This is a genomic window from Candidatus Pelagibacter communis (assembly GCF_001180225.1).
In the GTDB taxonomy this organism is placed as follows: Bacteria; Pseudomonadota; Alphaproteobacteria; order Pelagibacterales; family Pelagibacteraceae; genus Pelagibacter; species Pelagibacter ubique_D.
In genome coordinates, this window is sequence record NZ_CVST01000012.1 from 115,244 (window position 1) to 139,148 (window position 23,905).

27 protein-coding genes and 1 rRNA gene are annotated in these 23,905 nt (G+C 22.7%); 23 read left to right on the forward strand and 5 right to left on the reverse strand.

All coding sequences use genetic code 11. The annotated features are described in order from the left end of the window. The first annotated feature begins 60 nt into the window (after positions 1–60). Genes AMN99_RS01120 through AMN99_RS01150 form a run of 7 tightly spaced genes read left to right on the forward strand, consistent with a single transcriptional unit; the run spans position 61 to position 8,344 of the window. Positions 61–483 (forward strand): hypothetical protein, encoded by a 423-nt coding sequence (locus tag AMN99_RS01120; RefSeq protein ID WP_075506017.1) that lies wholly within the window; start codon positions 61–63, stop codon positions 481–483. Further along, on the forward strand, positions 470–1,567 hold the full coding sequence (locus tag AMN99_RS01125; RefSeq protein ID WP_075506018.1) for a DegT/DnrJ/EryC1/StrS family aminotransferase: 1,098 nt from the start codon (positions 470–472) through the stop codon (positions 1,565–1,567). Before AMN99_RS01120 ends, AMN99_RS01125 begins: the two co-directional genes overlap by 14 nt. Continuing rightward, positions 1,545–2,705 (forward strand): glycosyltransferase, encoded by a 1,161-nt coding sequence (locus AMN99_RS01130; protein WP_075506019.1) that lies wholly within the window; start codon positions 1,545–1,547, stop codon positions 2,703–2,705. Before AMN99_RS01125 ends, AMN99_RS01130 begins: the two co-directional genes overlap by 23 nt. After that, the gene (locus AMN99_RS01135; protein WP_075506020.1) at positions 2,683–3,981 is read left to right on the forward strand and encodes a hypothetical protein; all 1,299 of its coding nucleotides are present in this window, start codon (positions 2,683–2,685) and stop codon (positions 3,979–3,981) included. Before AMN99_RS01130 ends, AMN99_RS01135 begins: the two co-directional genes overlap by 23 nt. Then, entirely contained in the window at positions 3,956–5,074 is a 1,119-nt protein-coding gene (locus AMN99_RS01140; protein WP_075506021.1) for a glycosyltransferase, read from the forward strand. Before AMN99_RS01135 ends, AMN99_RS01140 begins: the two co-directional genes overlap by 26 nt. 5 nt (positions 5,075–5,079) lie before the next feature. Continuing rightward, complete coding sequence (locus AMN99_RS01145) at positions 5,080–6,333, forward strand: hypothetical protein (protein ID WP_075506022.1); 1,254 nt, start codon at positions 5,080–5,082, stop codon at positions 6,331–6,333. Further along, positions 6,290–8,344 carry a glycosyltransferase gene (locus tag AMN99_RS01150; RefSeq protein ID WP_082255131.1) on the forward strand — a complete coding sequence of 685 codons (2,055 nt, stop codon included), beginning with the start codon at positions 6,290–6,292 and terminating at the stop codon, positions 8,342–8,344. The genes AMN99_RS01145 and AMN99_RS01150 overlap by 44 nt, the downstream gene beginning before the upstream one ends. On the opposite strand, the gene AMN99_RS01155 is transcribed toward AMN99_RS01150, so the two are convergent. Together AMN99_RS01155 and AMN99_RS01160 are read right to left on the reverse strand one after the other, a co-directional pair. Next, a complete protein-coding gene (locus tag AMN99_RS01155; protein ID WP_075506024.1) occupies positions 8,334–9,053 on the reverse strand; it encodes a formyltransferase family protein in 720 nt (239 codons plus the stop codon). The two genes, AMN99_RS01150 and AMN99_RS01155, sit on opposite strands and share 11 nt — an antisense overlap. Positions 9,054–9,058: 5 nt before the next feature. Next, the gene (locus AMN99_RS01160) at positions 9,059–9,958 is read right to left on the reverse strand and encodes a hypothetical protein (RefSeq protein ID WP_075506025.1); all 900 of its coding nucleotides are present in this window, start codon (positions 9,956–9,958) and stop codon (positions 9,059–9,061) included. Between the two features lie 780 nt (positions 9,959–10,738). Here AMN99_RS01160 and AMN99_RS05685 point away from each other — a divergent pair. Next, positions 10,739–11,338: a hypothetical protein gene (locus tag AMN99_RS05685; RefSeq protein WP_143323902.1), complete on the forward strand. Its 600-nt coding sequence runs from the start codon at positions 10,739–10,741 to the stop codon at positions 11,336–11,338. Here AMN99_RS05685 and AMN99_RS01170 read toward each other — a convergent pair. Beyond that, the gene (locus tag AMN99_RS01170) at positions 11,318–12,247 is read right to left on the reverse strand and encodes a hypothetical protein (RefSeq protein ID WP_075506027.1); all 930 of its coding nucleotides are present in this window, start codon (positions 12,245–12,247) and stop codon (positions 11,318–11,320) included. The genes AMN99_RS05685 and AMN99_RS01170 overlap by 21 nt on opposite strands. A 3-nt stretch (positions 12,248–12,250) precedes the next feature. Here AMN99_RS01170 and AMN99_RS01175 point away from each other — a divergent pair, with 3 nt between their 5' ends. Genes AMN99_RS01175 through AMN99_RS01195 form a run of 5 tightly spaced genes read left to right on the forward strand, consistent with a single transcriptional unit; the run spans position 12,251 to position 17,074 of the window. Beyond that, the gene (locus tag AMN99_RS01175) at positions 12,251–13,855 is read left to right on the forward strand and encodes a hypothetical protein (protein ID WP_075506028.1); all 1,605 of its coding nucleotides are present in this window, start codon (positions 12,251–12,253) and stop codon (positions 13,853–13,855) included. A gap of 18 nt (positions 13,856–13,873) precedes the next feature. After that, positions 13,874–14,815 (forward strand): glycosyltransferase family 2 protein, encoded by a 942-nt coding sequence (locus AMN99_RS01180; RefSeq protein WP_075506029.1) that lies wholly within the window; start codon positions 13,874–13,876, stop codon positions 14,813–14,815. Then, the gene (locus AMN99_RS01185) at positions 14,816–15,940 is read left to right on the forward strand and encodes a radical SAM protein (protein ID WP_075506030.1); all 1,125 of its coding nucleotides are present in this window, start codon (positions 14,816–14,818) and stop codon (positions 15,938–15,940) included. It begins immediately after the preceding gene. A 20-nt stretch (positions 15,941–15,960) separates the two neighbouring features. Beyond that, entirely contained in the window at positions 15,961–16,281 is a 321-nt protein-coding gene (locus AMN99_RS01190; protein WP_143323903.1) for a hypothetical protein, read from the forward strand. Next, on the forward strand, positions 16,274–17,074 hold the full coding sequence (locus AMN99_RS01195) for a class I SAM-dependent methyltransferase (protein ID WP_075506032.1): 801 nt from the start codon (positions 16,274–16,276) through the stop codon (positions 17,072–17,074). The genes AMN99_RS01190 and AMN99_RS01195 overlap by 8 nt, the downstream gene beginning before the upstream one ends. Here AMN99_RS01195 and AMN99_RS01200 read toward each other — a convergent pair. Continuing rightward, positions 17,071–18,234, reverse strand: a complete 1,164-nt coding sequence (locus AMN99_RS01200; RefSeq protein ID WP_075506033.1) for a glycosyltransferase family 4 protein — start codon at positions 18,232–18,234, stop codon at positions 17,071–17,073. The two genes, AMN99_RS01195 and AMN99_RS01200, sit on opposite strands and share 4 nt — an antisense overlap. A 2-nt stretch (positions 18,235–18,236) precedes the next feature. Next, positions 18,237–19,256 carry a GDP-mannose 4,6-dehydratase gene (gene gmd / locus AMN99_RS01205; protein ID WP_075506034.1) on the reverse strand — a complete coding sequence of 340 codons (1,020 nt, stop codon included), beginning with the start codon at positions 19,254–19,256 and terminating at the stop codon, positions 18,237–18,239. A 113-nt stretch (positions 19,257–19,369) separates the two neighbouring features. Here gmd and AMN99_RS01210 point away from each other — a divergent pair, with 113 nt between their 5' ends. The 10 genes from AMN99_RS01210 (at position 19,370) to AMN99_RS01240 (ending at position 23,901) form a co-directional block, all read left to right on the forward strand. Beyond that, the gene (locus AMN99_RS01210; RefSeq protein ID WP_075506035.1) at positions 19,370–20,488 is read left to right on the forward strand and encodes a hypothetical protein; all 1,119 of its coding nucleotides are present in this window, start codon (positions 19,370–19,372) and stop codon (positions 20,486–20,488) included. Positions 20,489–20,564: 76 nt separating this feature from the next. Next, positions 20,565–20,711, forward strand: coding sequence for a hypothetical protein (locus AMN99_RS05925; RefSeq protein WP_338140309.1), 147 nt, complete (start codon positions 20,565–20,567; stop codon positions 20,709–20,711). A 17-nt stretch (positions 20,712–20,728) separates the two neighbouring features. Continuing rightward, entirely contained in the window at positions 20,729–20,956 is a 228-nt protein-coding gene (locus AMN99_RS05930; protein WP_338140310.1) for an NAD-dependent epimerase/dehydratase family protein, read from the forward strand. After that, positions 20,950–21,165, forward strand: coding sequence for an NAD-dependent epimerase/dehydratase family protein (locus AMN99_RS05870; protein ID WP_256998084.1), 216 nt, complete (start codon positions 20,950–20,952; stop codon positions 21,163–21,165). The genes AMN99_RS05930 and AMN99_RS05870 overlap by 7 nt, the downstream gene beginning before the upstream one ends. Before the next feature lie 35 nt (positions 21,166–21,200). Then, complete coding sequence (locus tag AMN99_RS05875) at positions 21,201–21,356, forward strand: hypothetical protein (RefSeq protein ID WP_256998088.1); 156 nt, start codon at positions 21,201–21,203, stop codon at positions 21,354–21,356. 190 nt (positions 21,357–21,546) lie between these two features. Beyond that, a 5S ribosomal RNA gene (gene rrf, locus AMN99_RS01220) occupies positions 21,547–21,661 on the forward strand. A gap of 9 nt (positions 21,662–21,670) precedes the next feature. Further along, a complete protein-coding gene (locus AMN99_RS01225) occupies positions 21,671–22,549 on the forward strand; it encodes an NAD-dependent epimerase/dehydratase family protein (RefSeq protein WP_075506036.1) in 879 nt (292 codons plus the stop codon). A 4-nt stretch (positions 22,550–22,553) separates the two neighbouring features. Next, positions 22,554–22,679, forward strand: a complete 126-nt coding sequence (ykgO, locus tag AMN99_RS01230; protein WP_008545413.1) for a type B 50S ribosomal protein L36 — start codon at positions 22,554–22,556, stop codon at positions 22,677–22,679. Between the two features lie 4 nt (positions 22,680–22,683). Then, complete coding sequence (locus AMN99_RS01235; RefSeq protein ID WP_075506037.1) at positions 22,684–22,794, forward strand: aa3-type cytochrome c oxidase subunit IV; 111 nt, start codon at positions 22,684–22,686, stop codon at positions 22,792–22,794. Positions 22,795–22,812: 18 nt separating this feature from the next. After that, complete coding sequence (locus tag AMN99_RS01240; RefSeq protein WP_075506038.1) at positions 22,813–23,901, forward strand: NAD(P) transhydrogenase subunit alpha; 1,089 nt, start codon at positions 22,813–22,815, stop codon at positions 23,899–23,901. The last annotated feature ends 4 nt before the right edge of the window (positions 23,902–23,905 follow it).

Genomic DNA, 23,905 nt, shown 5'->3' on the forward strand with positions numbered 1-23,905 from the left:
TTATTAATATTTAATATATTATATCTAGTAATTATTTAGAACTATGCTAATTAAAAATATATGTCCAGATTAAAATCTCCTATCATTATTAAAAAAGATGATAAAATTTTTGCAATAGCAATACTGAACAATCATAAATATGATAATTTAAAATTTTACACAAAAAATCAAATAGATTTTCAACTTGCTACTATGCTTAGACCTAAAGATGAAGTTATAAAAAAACATGAGCATTTTAAAGAACCAAAAAAAATTAATTCCATATCAAAATTTATGTTTATTAAAAGTGGAAAAATTTCTATAAATATATTTGAGAATATAAAAAGTAAAAGACCAATAAAATCAATAATTCTAAATACTGGAGATTGCATACTTGTTTTTTATGGCGCAATGTCATTTAAAATTTTAAAGAGAACCAAAATAATTGAAATTAAACAAGGTCCACATAAACCACTGAAAGATAAAATTTATGAAAAGAATTAGTGTTTTTTCAAGAAAATTCGGTCCACTTGATAAAAAATTTGCACTAAAAGCTTTAAGAAATAATTGGATTTCATCTAATGGTCCATTTTCAAAAAAACTTGAAAATTTTATTAAAAGAGAATTTAAAACTGATTATGTATCATTAGTAAGCAGTGGCACAAGTGCATTGGAATGTGCACTTAAAGCAATTAATTTAAAAAAAGGTGATGAAGTTATAGTACCTGCATTTACTATAGTCTCTTGTTTGAATACAATTCTAAAATTTGGTGCAAAACCTATTATTGTAGATGTTAAAAAAGAAACTTGGTTACCAAGTTTAGATGAAATATTATCTAAAATTTCAAAAAAAACAAAAGCAATTATAGTTGTTCACATCTTTGGAAATGTTTTAAATATTCCTGATTTAAAAAAAAAAATTTCAAATAAAATAAAAATTATTGAAGATTGTGCTGAAGCACCATTTGCCAAATTCAAAAAAAAATACGTAGGAACACTTGGTGATTTGGGTACTTTTTCATTTTACGCAAATAAAACAATTACATCAGGTGAAGGTGGAATGGTTATCACAAGAAATAAAAATTTTCATAAGATTATAGAAAAGTATAAAAATTTATATTTTGGCGATAAAAATTTAAAAAGATTTGATCATGAAGATATAGGTTTTAATTTTAGAATGACAGATCTCCAAGCTGCTGTTGCATACTCTCAAGCAATCAATGCAAAAAAAAATATATTAAAAATGAAAAAAAATGTAATTTTGTACAAAAAGTATTTAGATAAAAAATCAATAGAATTTCAAAAAATAGATAACCATGTTCAAAATGTCTGGTGGATGATCGCGTTTGTTATGAAAAACAAGAAATCAGATGATCTAATAAGATTTTTGAATAAAAAAAATATAGATAGCAGAAAGCTTTTTAAGCCACTTAATGACTTAAAATATATAAAAGGAAAAAAACAGAAATGTCCTAATTCAAAATATCTATATGATCATGGACTTTATATTCCTTCAGGATTTGATTTAACAAATAATCAAATAAAAAGAGTATCAAAAGCTTGCAATGAATTTTTTAAAAAAAGATAAAGCCATTGTTTTATTTTATAAATCTTTAAATAATATTGGTGGTGCTGAGAATTTATTAATTAGAGAATATGAATATTTTGAAAATATAGGTTTTTATCCTATAATTTTTACATATGAAAATAAAATTCTAAATAAATCTTATAAAGTTGTAAAAATAAAAAATATTATTGACTTAGTTTTTCAAATAAAAAAAATTAAACCTCATAAAATAATTTGCTCGTCTGGACATATTGATATTTATTTAGCATCAATTGTGGGCGTTTTTTCTTATTTTTTACATATACATCAACCTAGTCTTTTATCATTTAATGAAACAGACAAATTTGCATTCAATAATTTGAAAAAATTGAAAAAGGCCTTTATAAAAAATAAACAATTATTGAGGAATATAAGAATTTTTAAAAAGTTAAAAAAAAGAATAACTGTTTTAAATAAAATTCTTATAACTCTAAGATTTTTTTTTTCATATTTATCTATTAGAAAGGCACAAAAAGTTTTTGTCTTATCATCTTTTTCAGCACAGGAAAAACAAGCATTATATAATAAACCTGCAATTTCAATTAGAGGAGCAATTCAAAAAATAAACAAATTGGAAACAAATTACAAAAAAGATGATAATAAAAACATCAATTTGGTTATTGTAAGCAGAATAGATATTAACAAAAGAATTTCTAAGGTAATAAGAGCAATTAAAAAATCTAATAAAAAAATAAATCTTGATATCTATGGAGTTGGTGAATATTCATCTCACCTAAAAAGACTTATAAATATATTAAATCTCGACGATAGAATAAAATTAAAAGGATTTTTAGAAGAAAGAAATAAAACAGAAATAATAAATCAATATGATTATTTTGTATGTGTGGATATGGCTGATTTTAGAATTAGCTGTTTTGAGGCATTAAATTCAAAAACACCAGTAATATTAACAAAAGAATCATTCCCTAATGAGGATTTTGATAATCTCAATTGTTTTAATTATACAGATGTTGATATCAAAAGTTTGATAAACACCTTTAATAATTTAAAATATAAAAATAACCTTATGATTGATTGGTCATCAGTTGAAATTAAACTCAAAAAGTTAATTTGGTATAACTACTTTGAAAAATTAAATGAGCATATTACAAAAGATTAAATATCCATCTATTGAAAAGGATATTTATAAAAAAAAGGTCATTCTCGAAATTGATGATGATATTAAAAAAAAGGAAATACAGTTATATAAATTAAATTATATCTGGTCTTATTGTTATAATAATTTAGAATTTTATAGAAATATAAAAATAAACAATAAAATACCTAATAGTTTTGAGAGTTTAAATGATTTTAAAAATTTTCCTTATCTTACAAAAGATATTATAAATAAGAATTTAGATCTAATTGTTAAAGATCTAAATAATTTTAAATTTACCTACTCAGGTGGGACCAGTGGAGAAATTACAAAATTTCCAACTTCATATATCAATTCCAGAAATAATTACATAAATACAAAAATTTGTAGATCTTGGCATAATTTAGATGTTACGGACAAAACTTTATATATATGGGGGCACTCACATAAATTTAGTGGCAATTACATCCAAAAAATATTTAGAAATATATTAAATAATTTGAAAGATTCTTATCATAATCGTTATAGAGTATCTGCATATAATTTAAGTGAAAAAAATTTAGATTATATTCAATCAATTATAAAAAAAAAAAAATTTAAGGTAATCTTATCTTATGGGTCATCATTATCAATTTTAGCAAATTACCTCAAAGAAAAAAAATTTTGCTACAATAAAGATATAAATTTAATTTTTACTTCAGAAAATCTATCTGTTGAATGTGAAAATAATCTTAAAGATGTTTTTCCAAAAGGAAAAATAATTTCTGAATTTGGCATGGCCGAGACTGGTGTGATAGGATATAGCGAAATGGATTTTAAAAAAATTAGATTAATTTGGTCAGATTTTCTTATACAAAATTATAAAAATTCGCTTTGCTTAACAGATCTAAGTTACAAGCCATTCCCTTTAATTAAATATTTTCCAGATGATTACTTGGGAAATGAAGATGAGAAAATATATGAAGAAACAATCTATACTTTAGAAAATTTAATCGGAAAACGAAGGGAAACATTTGAATTTATATCTAATACAAAAAAACATCACTATTCATTAATTGTCCTTGATCATATATTTAAAAAATTTCATAGTTTATATTCTGTTCAATTTTTTATTAAAAATAAATTTTTATATATAATTTATTTTGGTAATCTTGATGAGTTAGAAGCGATACAAAATATTAATAATTATTTTAATGATAAAATAAAAAATATTAAATTTAAAAAAACTAATAAACCAATAAAAACTATAGCAGGCAAATTTAAATTTTTAATTGATGAAAAAGATTTTAATAACTTGTAGTAATGCATCAACTTATCATGCACCAGTATTTAGAAACTTATCAAAAGTGTGCGAACTCAAAGTTTTATTTGGTGAAAAAGATCTATTTCAAGGATACTATAGTGCAGAGTATAAAACTTATATAAAAAGAAATCCTGAAGTTTTTAAAGGCTATAATTTCAAATTTTTAGATAATTATTTCAATAAAAAAAAAAAAGTTGGTTTTTTTTCAAGATCAAATCTTTATGTTGCAAAAGAAATTTATAAATTTAATCCTGACATAGTTTTTATTTTTGGATATGATACTTTCACATCTTTAATCGCTTATATTACTTCAATTTTACTAAGAAAAAAAATTTACTGGAGAGGTGAGACATTGATGAAAAAACAAAGTTTTTTCAAGAGATTTATTAAGTTTTTTTTTTTAAAAATATATTTTTATTTTGTAAACAGAGTTTTTTTTTCATGTAATAGAAATAAGGATTCATTAAAGAGATATTGTCATAAAGATAAATTATTTTTTTATCCTTGCTTAGTTGATAATAAAAAAATTAGATACTTTTCATCTATCAATAAAAATAAATTAGATTTTAAATTAAAAAAAAAAATTAGTAAGAATTTTAATATTTTGACAGCTTGTAGGCTAACAAAAAGAAAAAATGTTGATAAAATTATTATGGCATTAAAAAATACTAACTTTAATTTATTGGTAGTTGGTAATGGACCTGAAAAAGCAAATCTTATTAGACTTGCAAGATTGTACAAAGTTAATGCTTATTTTTTTGATTTTTTGTATCAAAAAGACATGAATAAGGTTTTGAATAAAACTGATGTTTTTTGTTTAATGTCAAATTTTGATGCTTCTCCAAAGATTGTTAATGAAATAATGAATTATAAAATCCCGATAATTCTCTCAGATAAAATAGGCACTGCTGGAGACCTAATAGTAAATAACTATAATGGTTTTATTGTAAAGAATGTGATTGAATTAAGAAAAAAAATTTTTTTGTTGAATAAAAATAAAATTTATAGAAAGATTTTTTCAACTAAATCTATAAAAATTCTCGATGAAAAATTTAATTTTAACGTGGCAATCAAAAATATAATTGATTAAGACTTATGAGAATCGAAAAAGTTTTTTCTACACCCAAAAATGAAAATCATTTTTTTGGCTACTATGATGTTTCTCAAATGTCAAAAGATAACAAAAAAATTTTGACAATTAAAATAGATGATATTGGCATTTTACCAACCGCAAAAAAAAAGTATGAAATTTATTGCTTCGATATTGAAAAAAATAAAAAAAAATTTTTAACTACAACTAGCACAATAAATTTTCAACAAGGGTGTCGATTACAGTGGTTGGGACCAGACTTTAATACAAAAATAATATTCAATGATTATATGGATGGAGAGTATGTTTCTAAAATATATGATATTGAAACAATGAAAATTGAAATCTTACCTTTCCCCATTTATTCTGTTTCAAACAATGGACTAAATTCAATTACTAATGATTTTGAGAGAAATTACTGGTTTAGGAGAGGTTATAGTTATGATGCAATAATAAATGAAAAAAAAAAAAATTTAGATTCAGATGATGGGATTTCATTGTGTAATATTAAAGATAAAAAAAAAGAAAAAATTATTGATATAAAAAATTTATTAAAAAAATTTCCAGTACAGGAATTAAAAAATACCATTCATTATCTGGAACATTTAATGTTTTGTCCTGATGGGACTAAGTTTGTTTTTTTACACAGATTTAAAATCCTTGATGGTGGAATTTATGCCAGATTGTTTATGTATGATATCAATACAAAAGAACTTCGTTTATTAATAGACAGTGGAAGAATATCTCATTTTATATGGAAAAGTAATGAACAATTAATTTTCTACGGAAGTTTCGGATCTAAAATTGGAAAATTAAGGAAGCACGTAATGTTTCAATTATTATTTAAATTTTTTAAATACTTTTACAAATTTTTTATTAAAGATAATTCGTTAATTTCAAAAAAGATTACTGGTGACGGATATAGAATAATTAACGTTGTGAATGGTGAAAGAATTATGATTGAAAATGATATCAATTTTGAAGATGGTCATATGACTTTTAATAATAGATTTAGTGATGGTTTTATTTCTGACACTTATCCAGATGATGATAATGGAAACACTGGAACGTTATTTTATTACAATATTCAAAATAATATTAAAAAAACTTTGAAAAAACTTAGATCATTACCTGAATTTGATAATACAAATTTAAGATGTGATTTACATCCTAGGTTCTCTATTACTGGAAGTCATCTTTCTATAGATACAATGAATGACGGATATAGAGCCTGCAATGTCTATAAAATCTATGAATGAGATTTTAGTAAGTATTATTATCCCATCTTTTAATGAGGAAAACGATATTAAAAGAACATTAGAAAATATTTATATCCAGTTAAAAAATAAAGAAAATTTTGAACTAATTATTGTTGATGACAGCACAGACAATACGACAAAAATAATTTATGAATTTAAAAAAAAATTTTCAAAATTGATAGTTGACAAAAAAGAATATAGACGTGGTTTAGCAAAAGCTTGTAATGATGGAGTAAAATTATCTAATGGTGATTATATATGTATAATTAATGCAGATAATATACTTGAAGAAAATTTTATTGAAAATTTAGAGAAAATACTAAAAAACAATAAAGCAATTAAAGTACTAAGTACCCTGAATACAGTTGCAAATAACAATTCATTTTTTGGCTCATATGTTGATTTACAAAATAAATATAGATTAAGATCAGATGATCACATTTTTAGATTGATTAATTCAAATTTTATTTCTTTTACAGAGGGATTTGTCGTCAAAAAAAAAATATATTTAGAATCTGGTGGAATACCAGTAATTAGAGGAAATGATTTTAAAGCTGGTGAAGATTTTATATTAGCAGATATGATTAGAGAAATACAACCATACGGAAATTTTAGTTCAAGTTTGCAAATAAAACATTTTATACCAGAAAAATTTAAGGATTTTTACTATAATAGATATATCAGAGGTTATGGAACTATACAGTTAAATTTTTATTATTATAATTTGGGAATAATTAGTTTATTTACTAAAACTTTAGTTAAAAACATTTTAAAAATATTTTATATAATTTCAATTTTTCTACCTTTAATTTCTCTTAAACAAAAATTAATTTTTGTTTCAAACAGAAATTCGTTACTTAAGTTGTTTTTAATTTTTTGTATAGAGCAATTTGCTATTATTCATGGAGAGCTAAAGTCATTATTTAAAATAATTTTTTTGAAATTATCAAACAGAATCTCAGATCCTGAGTATCTTATTGAACAAAAAGAATTCAGATTATATGTAAGTAGTTCTGCTGCTAATAAATTTTCAGCTTTAAAAAATAGTTTTAAAAAAATAAGCAATAATAACGTTAAAGAATTTTATAGGGAAAAACATTATGTTATAGACTCCAAAAGAAAAAAAAATGTTTATCATTATTTTAAAATAATTTTTGAGAAACTTGGTATATTCTTTGACCCTAATAATGTTAATAAAAAAATTGAAAATTTTATAAATAAATATCCAGTAGAGCTAATTTTATTTAATAAACCTTCTTTTATTAGCTTTTCTTTAATGAGGAAAATAAAAAAAAAAAAAATTAAAACAATAATATGGTGTGAAGATAATATGTTTGTAAACCAAAATAAATCATTTTATTTTTTAAAAATATTAAATCTTGCTGATATTTATTACACTTTCTTTAGAAATAGAAAAATTAATAGTAAAGTAAAAAAACTCGCACCAAAAACATATTTAAGCTTACCTTTTATTGAATTGGAAAAAAAAAAAATTGTAGATGAAAATTATACTAAAAATATAAAAGTATTATTTATTGGAAAAATGGATAGTAAAAGACTCAAATATTGTAAATATTTAGCTGAAAATAATATTTGTATAAATGTTTATGGAAGTGGGTGGAATAATTATATAAATACAAATAAAAACCTAATTATTGAAGATAGACCAGTATTCGGAACTGAGTATAAAAAAATAATTTCAAACTCAATATGTTTAAATTTTATGAGAGATTTTACCCAAGATTTTTTCAATCTCAAAACAATTGAAATACCTGCTTATGGGGGTTTTTTATTATCAGAAGATACCAAATATCAAAAGAAAATTTTGAGAGAAAAAATCGAGGCAGATTATTTTCAAAATGAAGAGGATCTATTAGAAAAAATTATCTATTGGAAGAAAAATTTAGACAAACTTAATGAGGTAAAATCAAATGGATACCAAAGAATATTAGATCTTAATTTATCAACTACCAATGCTTTAAATAGATTAATTGATAAAATTAATCTTTAAATTTTTTTAAAAATTTTTTGTACTCAAGCTCAGTAAACTGAAAACCATAGTACTTATTTTGATAATTTTTTTTTTTAGGTCTTAATTTGATCTTATTTTTTATAATTTTTTCAATGACATCAAAACTATATAGGTAGAGGTTTATATAGTTCACGAATGGACTTAATTTGTTATTTATTTTAATTTTTTTTTTTAGATTAATTGCTCCAGAGTCTATTTGCTCATTAATCTCATGAATTGAAAAACCTATATATTTTTCTTTTAAATACATTCTTTCAAAAGATTTTAAACCAGAATATTTAGGTAGGTCCCCCATATGTACATTATAGCATTTTTTAAAATTTCTAATTGAGTGTTGATTTAAAAATGGACTTCCAAAAACAATTAAAGTTTTATTTTTAAACTTCTTGATATGTGACAAGTTATGAGTTTTATAATAATTATTATTTTTTCTAAAAAAATCAAAAAACTCTTTTTTTTTTTTTAAATATAAGTTTGTATATTTTTTTAAAAAAAAAAATTTAAGCAAATAATATTTTAAAAAATAGAAAAATTTTTGATTTTTAATTGACAATTTAAAATTAAAAAAAAATCTTTTCTTTATTTTATTATTTATAATAAAATAATTTTTGAAACCGATTTTTTCTAATTTATTTTTAAAAAAAATATACTGTGGATCAGAATTTGAGATAATAACAAAATTTTTCATTAAATTTATCGAAACAACTTCTTAATTATATTTTTCAATATAAAAGATCTACGCAGCAAGTAGTAAGGTTTAAGGATTAATATACTTAGCACAGAATTAAATATAATTTTAAAAAGGTCTTTATAATCCAATGTATGATAACCAGATATAACAGGCTCATGAGGTAAATCAGAATTTTTGCCAAATCCAAAATAATCTAATTTCTTTTGATCTATATTTTTTACAAATGATGGATTGATAATTGTTTTTTCACCATTGTCTATATTTGTATCTACTTGGATAAATAGAGAAGTTCTATACCAAAAAGGATCAAAATATGGTTTCGCTCTATGTATTGCTTTGTCATTGTATATTACCATACTGCCTTCTGGCATTATGAAATCTATAATTTGATCTTTGTAATTTTTGTCAATTATTCTCTCTTCAATTTTGGCATCAGGAAATTTTTTACTGAAGTTTTCACTATCTTTAATTATTTGAAATTGTCCTTTGCTAACATCTTTTAAGTAAAAAATAAAAATTAATCCTTCATAATCGTGTTTTTTATCAGATGATTTATCGTCAGAATGCCATGGCATTCGCGCACCAGATGTAACAGAGTAAACTCTGTGAGCTTTAAGCCTAAAACTCTTTTTAAAATACTTTTCACAAGTATTTAAAATAAAATCAGATGCTAATATTTCATACACTTTTTTTGATCTAGCCATTGCCATTGAATGATACCAGCCATTAAAAGTCTTAGTTGGATTGATTTGATTTTTGTTTAAGTTAAGATTCCATAAATCTAACTCTTTATGAATATCTCTAAGGTCCTCTTTGGATAATACTCTTTGTTCTGAAAAAAAAGTGTTTTTTTTTATACTTTTTACAACTTCATCTATATCTAAATTTTTATTAAATTTCATAAAGAAAGTAATTATATACAATTAGCTCATGTTTCAAATTTAATTTATTTACATCACTGTTATAATTAAAAAATAATGATACAAAATTTTTACAAAAAAACATATTTTTCTATCATATTTTTTACAAACTTAGCATTAATCTTTTTTTTAGTTATATATAATTCAATAACTTTGCTAATTATTTCTTCAGTATTTTTATTAGCAAGTATTTTTTTTTGTAAGAATTCTTACATCAAATATTCATCTTTATATTTTTACATTACAACAATATTTGTATTTTATTATACATTGTTCCCAAATTTCTTTAATTCTGGTATTGATAATTTTTACTATAATTTTGATTTAAATTTTAAGTTTTTAGTTTTTATTAATATATTTATTTTATGCTCTATTTTTATTAGCTGTTTATTATTGTTTAACTTTTTTAAGTTAGAGGATGTCACAAAATTAAAAATTAAATATAATATTTTTGAGAAAATTAATAAATTTATTTTTATTTTTGTATTAACTTATTTATTTTTGACAATATTAGATGATTATTTTAATACGTATTTTCTTAAGATTCAATTTTTTGGACAAGTTTTAAAAAAAATTTACTCCTGCCTTTTCCTACTGATACCTTTTTATGTTTTTAATCTTGAAAAATTTAGAGATAAAAAATTAATTATTACAATAATATTAATATTTTCAATTATTGTTTTTCTTAGATTTTCTCGATTAGAACTGATGTATATGATTTTTATTATAATATCATATTTTTATTTTAAAAAAAAATACAAAATGTTGTTTTTAGTGACAATATTTTCACCAATTCTTTGGGAACTATTCACTAAAATTAGAAGCGGTAATTTATCTTTTCAACATATTTTTGATTATGAAATAATAATTTTAAATTACATTGGTTTAATAAATAATATCTATGGACGCTTAAGCACTTTGACAGAAATAACTACAATATATTATTTGAATCAAAATTTAGATAAATTAAGTTATTTTGAATTTTTTAAATCTTTTTTACCCAGTTTTTTGATTGGAGAAAAAATTTTTTTTAATAATGAATGGTCTATGATGTTAGACTTGAAATTGATACCTCTTGTACCGCCATACGCAACTACTGCTGCACCAGGAATAATTGCTGAATCTTATTTATTTCAAAATAATTTATTTTTTTTCCACTCAATATTTTTGGGATTTACTTTTTTTTTAATTAATAAATTTACCTATGATTTCCCCAAAACTTTATATTTTGCTTTTCAATTATTTGTTTTTAAATCTCTAATTTTTAAAGATAGTTTAATTTTGTCAGGTTTTGAATATGTGATTATTATATTAATCATAATATTTCTAAGAAAATTTCTTTTAAAAAAAATTGAAATTTAAAATATCATTAGAAATTTTAAATGGAAAATATACACAATCCAATTTAATACCATTGTCATGTATATACTTTTCACAATCATTTATTTTTAGATTTAAAATTTTATTTTTATCAACAAATAAGACATTTTTTTCATCAAATTTTTGTGTGTTATAGTAATAGGTATTGTTTTTCAAATATCTTTTAGAAGTTTTATAGATATCTCTAGGAATAAAATTAATTTGTGAAATATTCATATCCTTTAAAGTCAGTAAATTATCAAATTGATTATTAATAATATTTTCTTTAATTTTATTTATATTTTTACTTTGCTGATTAATAATTTTTTTAAATTTTTTTTTTTTTAAAAGATTTTTAATTTCAGGATCAGAAATACTTTGATTTAATTTTATGATATTTTTTTGAAGGTTAAAAATTTTCTTGTTATCAAGAGTAATGTAAAAGTCTTTTGAGGTATCGTCATACAAAATCTCATATTGTTGAGCTGGTTTCATTTGATCAAGAAAAATTAAATATTTTAAGTAATTTTTTTGATTTTCACCACTAATAAATATTTTCTTAGAAATTTTTAAAAGTTTTTCGGGTGTTAATTCTTTCTGTATTTCAAATAACTTTTCTTTATTTATGAGCCAACTTATTTCATGGTTAGACGTGAAGTGAATATGTCTGATCGAGTTTTCAATATTTAATTCTAATTCTTCTTTAAAAATATTAAGAGACGAAAATTTAAAATTATAATTATTCAAGCCATTCGTGTGATACTTTTTATTACCTTTTTTTAAATAAAATGCAGGTACGTCGTATGATACAATATGATATTTCTTGATATTATTTAATGATATAATTGTAATTAAAAATATAGATATAAAAAAAAAAACAAAATTTATTTTCTGTCTGATAAAAGCAAACACTCTATGACTATAAACTTAAATAACAAAAAAAAAATAATTTTTATTATATTTTTATTAGTTTTTATTTTTTTACAAAGTTTTAATTTTTTTGATTTTATCTCAGGAAATACAGTAATTCATGCAGTTTTATCAAAATATTTGAGTAAGAATGGTGAATTATTTATAAATTTTGTTGGAGATGATACGAGATATTTTTTACATATTCATACAACTTTATACAGTCATCTTTTAACTATATTAAATCATTTCTCTAATAATTATTTTTTGAATGTTAAAATATTGAATTTCATTATTTTAGTTGTATTTTTATTTTGGTATTTAAACTTTTTTAGAGAAAAATTTGATTATTTAGCTGTATTAGTTTGGTTATTTATCCCAACTATTTTTCATTCATTTAATTCAAGTGATCCCGGTATGTCACTTGGATATATATTTCCAGTAATTTTATTATATTTATTAGATAAACAACATATAAAATTAAGAGATTTTTTTTATATTGGATTAACTATATTTTTCTATTTTTGGACTAAAGAAATATCAGCATTGTTTTTTTGCATAAGCATTTTTTTGTCCTCTATCATACTAAAAAGGAAGATTTTTTATTCCATAATTATATTAATATTTTCAATCTCTATCTTTTTAATTTCTTATATTTTTTATTTAAATATTTATGATGCACCATTTAATTTAGTAAATTTATTTTCATCTCATCAAAATTCTAGTCTAGGAAATTTGCTAATTGGTAATTTATATTTTTTAAAAGGTTTATTTCTATGGGTAGGTGTTGGATTGTGTTATTTTTTAATATTTAATTTTAATTTATTTAAAAATGTATTTCGTAATTTTTCTAACCTAGTAATTATAATTTTTTTTTCAATTTATGTTATTATTTCTTTATTAAATGGAGCGTTATTTCCAAGATATTTAAACGAATGTTTATTGCCTTTATTAATTATTGTTCTAAGGAAGTTTGAAAATTTCCAATTTGAATTCAATATAAAAGAATTAACATCCTTATTTATTATCTTCTTTTTTACAGTTTTTTTTACAAAAGATATTTCAATTACAACAAATAATTTTTTTTCAAATACTTTAAATAAAAGTTTAATTATTTTTTTTCCTTTATTAATTTATTTTATTTTTAATTATAAAAATTTGAGCAATTTAAAAATAAATTTTTTAATAACTTATGTATTTTTACCATCAGTTTTAATAATTTATTTTCAAGTAAACTCAGATTATAAAAATTATGTTCAAGGTAACTACTTGAAAGGTTATGATCATACAATTCATTTTGTTAATGATATCAAAAATGAAGATACTATTATTATTATTGATAATTTAGATTTATCTTTATATTTTGATAATGAATTTTTACATTCAAATATAGTGAATGACATACCAAATTATTATGATAAATCAAAAGAACATAATAAATTTAAAGTAGCTATTAATACTATTAATAATAAAAATTATATTTATATCGACAGGGGCAGATATTCTAAAGAAAAAGATCAAAATGATTTTATAAATTCAGACTTATTTGATGACAATTGCTCCAAAAAAATTGAGGATTTTATTGTTAACTATAGTTGTATTTTGAAATAATTATTTTAAGAGTAAACTATGAAAAAATTCGTTTCAATTATAGTACCGTTATTAAATGAAGAAAGCTCTCTAAAGATAACATTTAATGAGTTGAGTATTATAAGGAAAGAACTTATCTCAAAATACAATTTTGAATTAATTTTTATAGATGATGGATCTGATGACGATACATTAAATATACTTAATTCAATTGCTGAAAAAAATGATTTCGTCAAAGTATTATCTTTCACTAGAAATTTTGGACACCAATCAGCAATACTTGCTGGATATGAGTTTGCAAAAGGAGATTTTATAATTTCAATGGATGGAGATATGCAAGATCCTCCAAGTTTAATTATTGATATGTTGAAAAAAATAGAAAATACAGATGCCGAAGTAGTCTATGCAATTAGAGAAAAAAGGACTTCTGATATGTTTTTTAAAAAAAATTCAGCAAAAATTTTTTATAAATTCTTTAACTACTTAAGCTCTGAAAGTAAGTTGGAAAATGTTGGCGATTTCAGATTAATTACAAAAAAAGTATTAATTAAGATTTTAGAATTAAAAGAAAAAGAAATTTTTTTGAGAGGCATGATATCTTGGACAGGTTTTAAAAGTGAAAAAGTATTTTACGATAGGCCAAAAAGGATATCTGGTGAAACAAAATTTACTAACAAAAAAATGATAAACTTAGCATTAAATGGCTTAATACAATTTTCATCTAAACCTTTAGAATTGACTTTTTTAATAGGTGTATTTATGGCTTTATTTAGTTTTTTATCAGGTCTAATAGTATTATTTATTAAAATATTTACAGATATTTTTGTACCAGGCTTAGCATCTATAATTTTAGTTATAATATTTTTTTGTAGTATTCAGATATTCTTAATTGGTTTAATTGGAATTTATTTGAGTAAAATATTTAATCAGGTGAAAAAAAGACCAAGATTTTTAATTAAAACAAAAATAAACTTAGATTAAATGTTTTCAAAAAATTCTCTTATATCTTTAACTAAAGGTGCATTAATTCAGAATTCGCCAGTATATGTTCAATATTATATAACAGCCAGATGTAATTTGACATGTGAACAATGCAATATAATTTATGCAAATGCTGATGTAGAGGAAATTTCAATAGATAAAATAAAAAAAATTGCTGATAATTTTTCAAAAATCAAGGTGGCAATTGTCCTGCTAACTGGGGGAGAGCCATTTGCGAGAAAAGATCTTCCTGAAATAATAAGAGAGTTTGAAATGAGAGGTATTCATGTAAGGATGCAAACAAATGGTTTAGCATCTGAGGAACAAATAGCAAAAGTAGTTGAATCGGGAGGAAAAGATATTTCGATTTCTTTAGACAGCTTAAATGGATTGATACAAGATAAAATTAATGGTGGCTTTAAAAAATCTTGGGATAGAGCAATAGACTCTATAGTTAACTTTAGTAAGTATTTACCAAAAAAAAACAGTTTTGCATCATTAGGATGTGTGATGTCTAAAAATAATCTTGATGATATAAAAGATGTTATAGAGTTTGGTAGCAAAATTTCATGGCATACTTCATTGGTGCCCATTCATATTACAGAGCAAAGTGTTCCAAGGGGATTTAGGACATTTGATAAAAGTTTAAAATTTAACGAACATGAAATTGAAAAAGCTACTAAATTGATTGATGAAATAAGAGAAATGAGAAATAATGGTTATTTGCTTTATGATAGTGACCAATATTTAGATGATATAAAAAAATTTATATCTGGTAAAGAAATAACATGGAGAGATAAAAATCAAAAAATTTGCGACTCGCCAAATTTATATTTTGCTTTATTGCCAAATGGTGAATTTGCACCTTGTTGTGATTATAGATTGTCAAATGAATATTTTGCATACAATGATAATTTTCCAAGTATTTATAAAGATAGAAATTTCAGAAATGAGGTAAAATCAATTGTTAGTAAGTGTGATGGATGTATGTATGGTAGTTACCCAGAAATTTCAATATCAATGAGATTTATGAAGGCAAAACTTCAAAGAGCAAAAAACGTTTTTTTTAAATTCACATCAAAAGAGATGGCCGCTTACAAAAGATTATGTATTGGAAATAATTGAAAAGATTTTACAGAATAAAAATGCCAAAAAAAATAAGATTTGAAAGTTTTAAGTATCATTTTTTAAAAATATTATCAAAAACTATAAATGACCAAGTTGTTAGAAAATTTGATAAAGAAAAACTTATAAATAATATTAAATTTAAACCTATAGATAAAAGTGTGAAAGTAAGTTGGGAATATCCAAATTTAGGAGATTGTATTTTTGATATTAAAAATGTTTATTTTTATCAGAGAGAAAATAATAAATTTAATGAAATTAAAGAAATAAAAAATAAAAATGATAAATATTTCATTTCCTGTGTTAATATTTTTTTAGATAAAATAAATTTAAATGAATAATAAAATAAAAGAAGAACAAAAGTTTCATGATGAGTGGGCATCGTCTGAACAGGTTGAATTAATTGATCCTGTTGCTACTTGCGAAGCATGTACATCTCCAGAATTAAGATGGATTTTTAAAAAATTGGGAAGTTTGGAAAATAAAAAAGTTCTTGATATTGGATGTGGACTTGGAGAAGTAAGTGTTTATTTTGCACTTAAAAAAGCAGAGGTGTATTCAACAGATTTATCAATAAAAATGTTGAAAGCTACAAATGAATTGGCAAAAAAATTTAATGTAAATTTAGAAACATTTCAATCGTCAGCTGAAGAAATTAACATAAGTGAAGACATAAAATTTGACATAATTTATTGTGGAAATTTACTCCATCATGTGAATATTGAAGAGACTATTCTAAGAATAAAAAAATTTCTAAAAAAAGATGGTATTTTTGTTAGTTGGGATCCTTATTATTATAACCCAATAATTAATGTCTACAGAAAGATAGCATATAAAGTTAGGACAAAAGATGAAGTTCCTCTAAAAAATATTGATATTAAAATAATTCAATCAAACTTCAGAAAAACAGAATTAAAATTTTTTTGGATAACCACTTTATTCATCTTTCTTTACATGTTTATCATACAAAGAAAAAATCCAAATAAGGTAAGATACTGGAAAGATATTATTAAAGAACATAAGAGTTGGGAAAAAATATATTATCCATTAGAGGCAGTTGATAACTTCTTAATCAAATTATTTCCTTTTTTGAAATATCTGACATGGAATGTGGCAATGATTTCAAAGAATTAATTTTTTGAAATTATTTTTTTTGAATAATCAATATATCGTTTTGCGTAATCCTCAAACGTAAATTTACCTAAAACTTTTTGTCTGGCTTTTTTACCCATTAATGCAATTTTTTTTTTATTTTTAAAAGCAAACAATAATTTTTTTTTTATTTCATTAGTACTGAATGGTTTAATTATGAAACCATCAACACCATTTTTTATTACATCTTTTGACATTGTATTTAATGTGATTATAGCTGGTGTTTCATTTAACATTGATTGAATTAAAGTAAGTGGCCCTCCATCTTGAGGAGAAGGATGACAGAAAATGTTAGAAAATTGATAAAATTTCTTTAATTCTTTAATATTTTTATGACCATGCAAAATAATATTCGGATTATTAATTCTATTTACCAAATTTTTAATATATTTTTCAGATTTTCCTACTAAATGTAATTTTGAATTTTTTAAATTTAAATCATTAAATGCATTAATTAAGTAAGGCAACCCTTTTCCAATTGTGATTCCACCCACATAGAGAATATTAAAATTATTTAGTTGTATTTTTTTTTTATTAAAATTAAAGTTTTTGGCATTTACTCCAACGGGGTTTAAAAAAAATTTATTTTTAATATTACGTTTATTAAAAGTTTTTTTAACAAAATTGGAAGTAATGGTAATTTTATCAACTAATTTATATTCTTCTTCCTCTCTCTTTATGCTTGAGCTCAATATTTTAGGATAATTTATGTTATATTTCTTGTACTCTTTTTGCATAATTTCATTTTGGTCTTTAATATGAATTGATCCTTTTTCTATAAAAGTAAGTTTATTTTTATTCTTAATTTTTTTAAGAGTTTTTAGTGATACTGATGACCAACCTATAAAAACATTAAAATTCTTTGGAATAATAAAAGAAACAATTAAATCATAAATTTCATTAAGAAAACCAATGAATATTCTTCGATATTTTAGTGGAAGAATATTTATAGTTTTTCTTACTATTAACAAATAAGTTAAAGAAATTATTTTTTCTTTAGGAATATAATAATTTTTTTCTATAAAATTTTTAGGGTATGTTGTAATTAATTTTTTTAAACAATTTTTTTTATTTAATTCAGAAGCTAATTCTAGTGAGTGGAATCTATCTTTAGATGAAACAATAAAATTTATCTTTTTCAACTTTAATTTTTAATTAATTTTATATCATTTTCAATCATTTCAGACATAATATCTTGTATATTTTTTTTTGGTCTAAAATTAATTATTTTTTTTGATAATCTGTTATCTCCTTTAAGATTATCAACTTCATTGGGTCTAAAAAATTTTTTATTGATTTTTACAATCTTTCTTTTAGTTTTTTTATCAATACCATACTCGTTTTCATTTTTACCTTTCCAAATAATCTTTATTCCAACAATATTAAAAGATAACTCTATTAACCTTTTAATTGATATACTTTTTCCAGTTGAAACAACTAAATCTACTGGATTTTTTAATTGAAGCATTTTCCACATTGCCTCTACATAGTCCTCGGCATGACCCCAATCTCTTTTTGATTTCAAATTACCCACTTCCAGTACTGTATTTTTGTTACAAACAATATTTGCTACAGCTTTTGATACTTTTCTTGTAATAAAATTTTCACCTCTAAATTTACTTTCATGATTAAATAATATTCCATTAACACAAAACATTTTGTATGATTCCCTGTAGCATTTAGTTATCCAATAACTATAAAGTTTTGCTACGCCATAAGGACTTTTTGGATAAAATGGTGTTTTTTCATTTTGTATTTTAGATACTCCACCAAATAATTCAGATGTAGAAGCTTGATAAAATTTTATTTTCTTATTTACATTTTTAATGGCCTCTAAAATGTTTAAGGTACCAATACCATCAACATTTGAAGTATACTCAGGTAAATCAAAACTTATACCAACATGACTTTGTGCGGCTAAATTATAAATCTCATTAGGTTTAATTTTCTTTATTAAATTGAGAGTAGATATAGAGTCAGTAACATCTCCATAGTGCAGATCACAATTTTTTGTTTTATCAAAAAAAATTTCATCAATTCTTAAATTTTCGACTATCGAGTTTCGTCTTCTAACTCCATGAACAAAATAGCCTTTTTTTATAAGAAGTTTGGATAGATAATAACCATCTTGTCCTGTTACACCAAAAATTAATGCTTTTTTCATATGATTAATTTATCTCTACAACATTTTTATAAAAAATTAAACTTTTTTACATTTTTAATTAATTTAAGTATTAATCAAAATCAGTTTACTTAATATAAAGTTAATTTCGTTTAATGAAAAAAATATTTATTTTTTTTAGTTTTTTTATTTTTTATCTAATTGCAATAGAACTTATTATTCAACAAACTCAATTAACGTCAAAATTTGGATGGCAAAAAAAAAAATCATTAAGTGAAAGAATAGAAAATTATGAAAGTTCAAATTCCTTAAAAAAAATTGTTTTTATTGGAGATTCTATGATTGAACAATTTTTGGATAGCAATAAAAATATGATCGATATTTCAACTCAAAATTTTAACAAATCAAATTATGATTTTTTCAATTTTGGTTTTTCGGGTCAAGGAATACCTCATTATCTGAAAATCTTAACAAAAATTAATGATAAAGAGAAACCACATTCTGTATATATTTTTATTGATAATGCATCAGACTTTTTAGATTATTATTTGGAAGCTATAGAAAAATCAAAAGAACGTAAAATAGATTATTCTTTAATAAGAGATATTGATGGAGATTCATTCAATTTAAAAAATGTTTTAAAAAATTCAATTTTATTAAATTATATTTATAGACATTTTATCAAAAGATATTTGAAGGTTGATTTTGGAAATTCTTTAAAAAAAAATGTAGATTATCTGATTAAAACTTTAGATGTAGATGAAAAATATTATTTGAAAAATTTATCTGAGGTAAATGAAGAACTTTATTTAAATGCTCAATCAGACATCAATAATTCTTTTTGGATGTCAATTTCATTAACTTTCAGGGAAATGAAAATTGAAAATCATTTAGGCTATGTTAAGAATAAAGATTTAATAGATAGATTTATTATTGATGATTTCACTTATTTAACTAATTTTTGCAAAAAAAATTTAATTTCATGTAATATAGTTTTTCTAGAGGATCATTTGTATTTAGACAGTAAGTATTCAAATTTTTATGAAAATTTAAATTTTGACTTTGATCATTCTCTAATTGGTACTAAAAACTATTATCAAAAATTGATTGAAGAATTTTTAAAAGATAAAAATATTTTCACTTACGATTTGTTAAATAATTTAAAAGTTGATGATTATCTTTATATTAAAAACGATCATCATTTTAATTATTTAGGTCATAAATTAGCATCAAAAAGATTATCAAAAATTTTTCATGATAAATATAGTGATTAGTTTTTTTTAAAGCATAATATAAGATAATCTATTAAAGATATGATTATTTATGAATTAAATAATATTTGATTATTATATGATTAGTAAAAGTTCAAAAATCTTTGTTGCTGGACATAAAGGTTTGGTTGGTTCTGCAATTTTAAGAAAATTAAGAGAAAAAAAATATAAAAATATCTATGTAAAAAAAGAAATGAACTTGATTCAAAAAATTTTGAAAAAGTAAAGAATTATTTAAATAAAATCAAACCTGATGCAGTTGTCTTAGCTGCAGCCAAAGTGGGTGGTATTCAAGCAAATAATAGTTTTGCAGCAGATTTTATTTATGAAAATTTAGAAATTCAAACAAATGTAATTCACTCAAGTTATTTAGTTGATGTAAAAAACATAATTTTTTTAGGATCAAGCTGTGTTTATCCAAAATTTAGCAAACAGCCAATAAAAAAAAATATCTTTTATCTGGAATGTTAGAACCAACTAATGAACCTTACGCTATAGCAAAGATTGTAGGTGTAAAAATGTGCGAAAGTTATCACAAACAATATAAATTAAATTATAAATGTTTAATGCCATGTAATGCATATGGCCTTAATGATAGTTATGATCCTCTAAAGTCTCACTTTTTTTCAGCACTGATCAAAAAAATTGTTGATGCTATCAGATTTAGGCAAAAAAAATAAGTATTTGGGGTAACGGCAAACCATTAAGAGAATTAATTTATAGTGACGATATTGCGGATGCATGTTTATTTTTTTTAAAAAAAACTTCAAAAAGTTTGATTAATATTGGAACAGGTACTGACAAAAGTATCTCAGAATATGTACATCTAATTATGAAACACTTAGGTGTAAAATTTAAAATATCTTACTGAAAAAATAAACCCAATGGAACTATGAGAAAAGTTTTAGATGTTTCATTAGCCAAAAAATATGGTTGGAAACATAAAAACTCGCTTAAAAAGGGATTAACAATAACAATTAATGATTATACAAAAAGATACTTATTGTAGTTTAAAATTTTTATTAATTGACTTTGCTCTAAATTAAAATATACATCATGTGCCTGGTGATTATTGCGAAAGTGTAATACCCGATCCCATTCCGAACTCGGCAGTCAAGCCTTTCAGCGCCAATGGTACTTTGTCTTAAGACACGGAAGAGTAGGACATTGCCAGGCATATCTAAAATGAAAAATCTCATAATCGTTACAGGTGGAGCGGGATTTGTTGGATCAAATCTAATTGAATTATTATTGAAGAAAACTAATTATAAAATAATTAGTTTAGATAACTATTCATCAGGATCAAAAAAAAATCATATCAATCATAAAAGAGTTAAATACTTAAAAGGTGATACTTCAAAAATTGATAAAATATTAAATAAATATAAAAAAAAAATTAATGCTTTTTTTCATTTTGGAGAGTTTGCAAGAATTTTTCAAAGTTTTAAAAAATTTGATGAATGCTATCAATCAAATTCAATTGGTTCAAAAGCAGTTTTTAAATTTTGCTTAGATAATAATATAAAATTAATTTATTCAGCAACTTCTGCAAGTTTGGGAAACAAAGGTGATGATAAAAATCTTTCTCCCTATGCTTTTACAAAATCTAAAAATTTAGAATTGTTAGAAAATTTAAAAAAATGGTTTAACTTTAAATTTGAGGTTATTTTTTTTTATAATGTTTATGGACCAAGACAAATTAAAGTTGGAGATATGGCAACTGTAATTGGAATATTTGAAAATCAATATCAATATAGAAAACCTTTAACTGTTGTTAAACCTGGTACTCAGACAAGACGATTTACTCATATTAATGACACTGTTCAAATTTGTTATGAAGCATTCAAAGCTGATAAGTGCAAATATTATAGTATTAGTAATAAAAACTCATATTCAATATTAGAAGTTGCAAAAATGTTTAAAAGCAAAATCAAGTTCTTAAAACCAAGATTAGGTGAAAGATATGCTTCTGCTTTAACCAAAATGTCAAGTAATAACAAAATAATACAAAAATATGGAAAATTACAATTGAAAGATTATGTAAGTTCCTTTATTAAAAGCTAAAATTATGAAAATTAAAAGCTCATTAAAATCTATTAAAAAAAGAGATTTAAACTCTAAGCTTGTTAGAAGAAGAGGTAGAGTTTACGTGATTAACAAAACGAACCCAAAATTTAAAGCAAGACAGAAATAGTTTTATGGATAATGAAAACCATAAAAATACTTGGAATAATTTTACCAAATTTGTTTTATGGGGAACAGTTGCTGTAATTACAGTTTTAGTTTTAATGGCAATATTTCTATTATAATATCAAACTTAAATTTTTATGAATTTAGCTTCAATTTCAGAAAACCATAATATTGAAAAACGAATAGCTATAACTCCAGAAATTGCAAAAAAATATATTAGTTTAGGATTTAATTTAACATTACCAAATAATTATGGAACCCACTTAGGTTTCAGTGATGAAGATTATAAAAATTTAGGAGTTAATTTTTTAGATAATGAAGATGAAATAATTAAAAGTTCTGAAATTGTCATTCAATTAGGATTGCCAGTTGAAGAAAAGTTGTCGTTATTTAAAGAAAACCAAACTTTAATAGGTTCGTTAAATGCATTTTTAAATAAAGAAAAATTAGAGAATTTAAAATCCAAAAAAATAAATTGTTTTTCATTAGAGTTGCTACCAAGAATAACAAGAGCGCAATCAATGGATATTTTATCATCACAAGCTAACCTAGCTGGTTATAAAGCTGTAGTGGAGGCTTTCCAAGTTTATGAAAAAGCAATTCCAATGATGATGACAGCAGCTGGAACTGTTCCTGCTGCAAAAGTATTAGTAGTTGGAGCAGGAGTTGCTGGACTTCAAGCGATAGCAACTGCAAAAAGAATGGGAGCCATTGTATTTGCAACTGATGTCAGAATGACATCTAAAGAACAGGTTGAAAGTTTGGGTGGTAAATTTTTAACTGTTGAAGGATCTGAAAATTTAGAAACCGAAGGTGGCTATGCAAAAGAAGCTTCAGATGAATTTAAAAAGAAACAGGAAGAATTATTAACAGAGACATTAAAAAAAATTGATATAATAATTTGTACTGCTTTAATTCCAGGTAAAGAAGCTCCCAAAATTATTAAAGAAGATATGTTTAAAAATTTACAACCAGGTTCAGTTATTTATGATTTAGCAGCTGTTCAAGGAGGAAACACAGTTTTTACTGAAGCTGATAAAACTGTCGAAAAAGATGGTATTAAAATTTTGGGGGAGGCAAATATTTTAAACAAATTGCCTGTATCAGCTTCTAATTTATATGCTAAAAATGTATTTAATTTTATCTCTAATTTATATGATAAAGAAAATAAGAAACTAAGTATTAATTTAGAAGATGAAATAATAGAGAAAACACTTATTAAATAGTACT

Coding starts and splice junctions, on each gene's coding strand:
- AMN99_RS01210 (WP_075506035.1), top strand. CDS start 19,370: ATGAAAAAAATATTTATTTTTTTTAGTTTTTTTATTTTTTATCTAATT.
- AMN99_RS05870 (WP_256998084.1), top strand. CDS start 20,950: ATGTTAGAACCAACTAATGAACCTTACGCTATAGCAAAGATTGTAGGT.
- AMN99_RS01120 (WP_075506017.1), top strand. CDS start 61: ATGTCCAGATTAAAATCTCCTATCATTATTAAAAAAGATGATAAAATT.
- AMN99_RS01135 (WP_075506020.1), top strand. CDS start 2,683: ATGAGCATATTACAAAAGATTAAATATCCATCTATTGAAAAGGATATT.
- AMN99_RS01145 (WP_075506022.1), top strand. CDS start 5,080: ATGAGAATCGAAAAAGTTTTTTCTACACCCAAAAATGAAAATCATTTT.
- AMN99_RS01240 (WP_075506038.1), top strand. CDS start 22,813: ATGAATTTAGCTTCAATTTCAGAAAACCATAATATTGAAAAACGAATA.
- AMN99_RS01225 (WP_075506036.1), top strand. CDS start 21,671: ATGAAAAATCTCATAATCGTTACAGGTGGAGCGGGATTTGTTGGATCA.
- AMN99_RS01140 (WP_075506021.1), top strand. CDS start 3,956: ATGAAAAAGATTTTAATAACTTGTAGTAATGCATCAACTTATCATGCA.
- AMN99_RS01185 (WP_075506030.1), top strand. CDS start 14,816: ATGTTTTCAAAAAATTCTCTTATATCTTTAACTAAAGGTGCATTAATT.
- AMN99_RS01190 (WP_143323903.1), top strand. CDS start 15,961: ATGCCAAAAAAAATAAGATTTGAAAGTTTTAAGTATCATTTTTTAAAA.
- AMN99_RS01195 (WP_075506032.1), top strand. CDS start 16,274: ATGAATAATAAAATAAAAGAAGAACAAAAGTTTCATGATGAGTGGGCA.
- AMN99_RS05685 (WP_143323902.1), top strand. CDS start 10,739: ATGTTGTTTTTAGTGACAATATTTTCACCAATTCTTTGGGAACTATTC.
- AMN99_RS01125 (WP_075506018.1), top strand. CDS start 470: ATGAAAAGAATTAGTGTTTTTTCAAGAAAATTCGGTCCACTTGATAAA.
- AMN99_RS01235 (WP_075506037.1), top strand. CDS start 22,684: ATGGATAATGAAAACCATAAAAATACTTGGAATAATTTTACCAAATTT.
- AMN99_RS05925 (WP_338140309.1), top strand. CDS start 20,565: ATGATTAGTAAAAGTTCAAAAATCTTTGTTGCTGGACATAAAGGTTTG.
- AMN99_RS01160 (WP_075506025.1), bottom strand. CDS start 9,958: ATGAAATTTAATAAAAATTTAGATATAGATGAAGTTGTAAAAAGTATA.
- AMN99_RS01130 (WP_075506019.1), top strand. CDS start 1,545: ATGAATTTTTTAAAAAAAGATAAAGCCATTGTTTTATTTTATAAATCT.
- gmd (WP_075506034.1), bottom strand. CDS start 19,256: ATGAAAAAAGCATTAATTTTTGGTGTAACAGGACAAGATGGTTATTAT.
- AMN99_RS01150 (WP_082255131.1), top strand. CDS start 6,290: ATGACGGATATAGAGCCTGCAATGTCTATAAAATCTATGAATGAGATT.
- AMN99_RS01155 (WP_075506024.1), bottom strand. CDS start 9,053: ATGAAAAATTTTGTTATTATCTCAAATTCTGATCCACAGTATATTTTT.
- ykgO (WP_008545413.1), top strand. CDS start 22,554: ATGAAAATTAAAAGCTCATTAAAATCTATTAAAAAAAGAGATTTAAAC.
- AMN99_RS01180 (WP_075506029.1), top strand. CDS start 13,874: ATGAAAAAATTCGTTTCAATTATAGTACCGTTATTAAATGAAGAAAGC.
- AMN99_RS01175 (WP_075506028.1), top strand. CDS start 12,251: ATGACTATAAACTTAAATAACAAAAAAAAAATAATTTTTATTATATTT.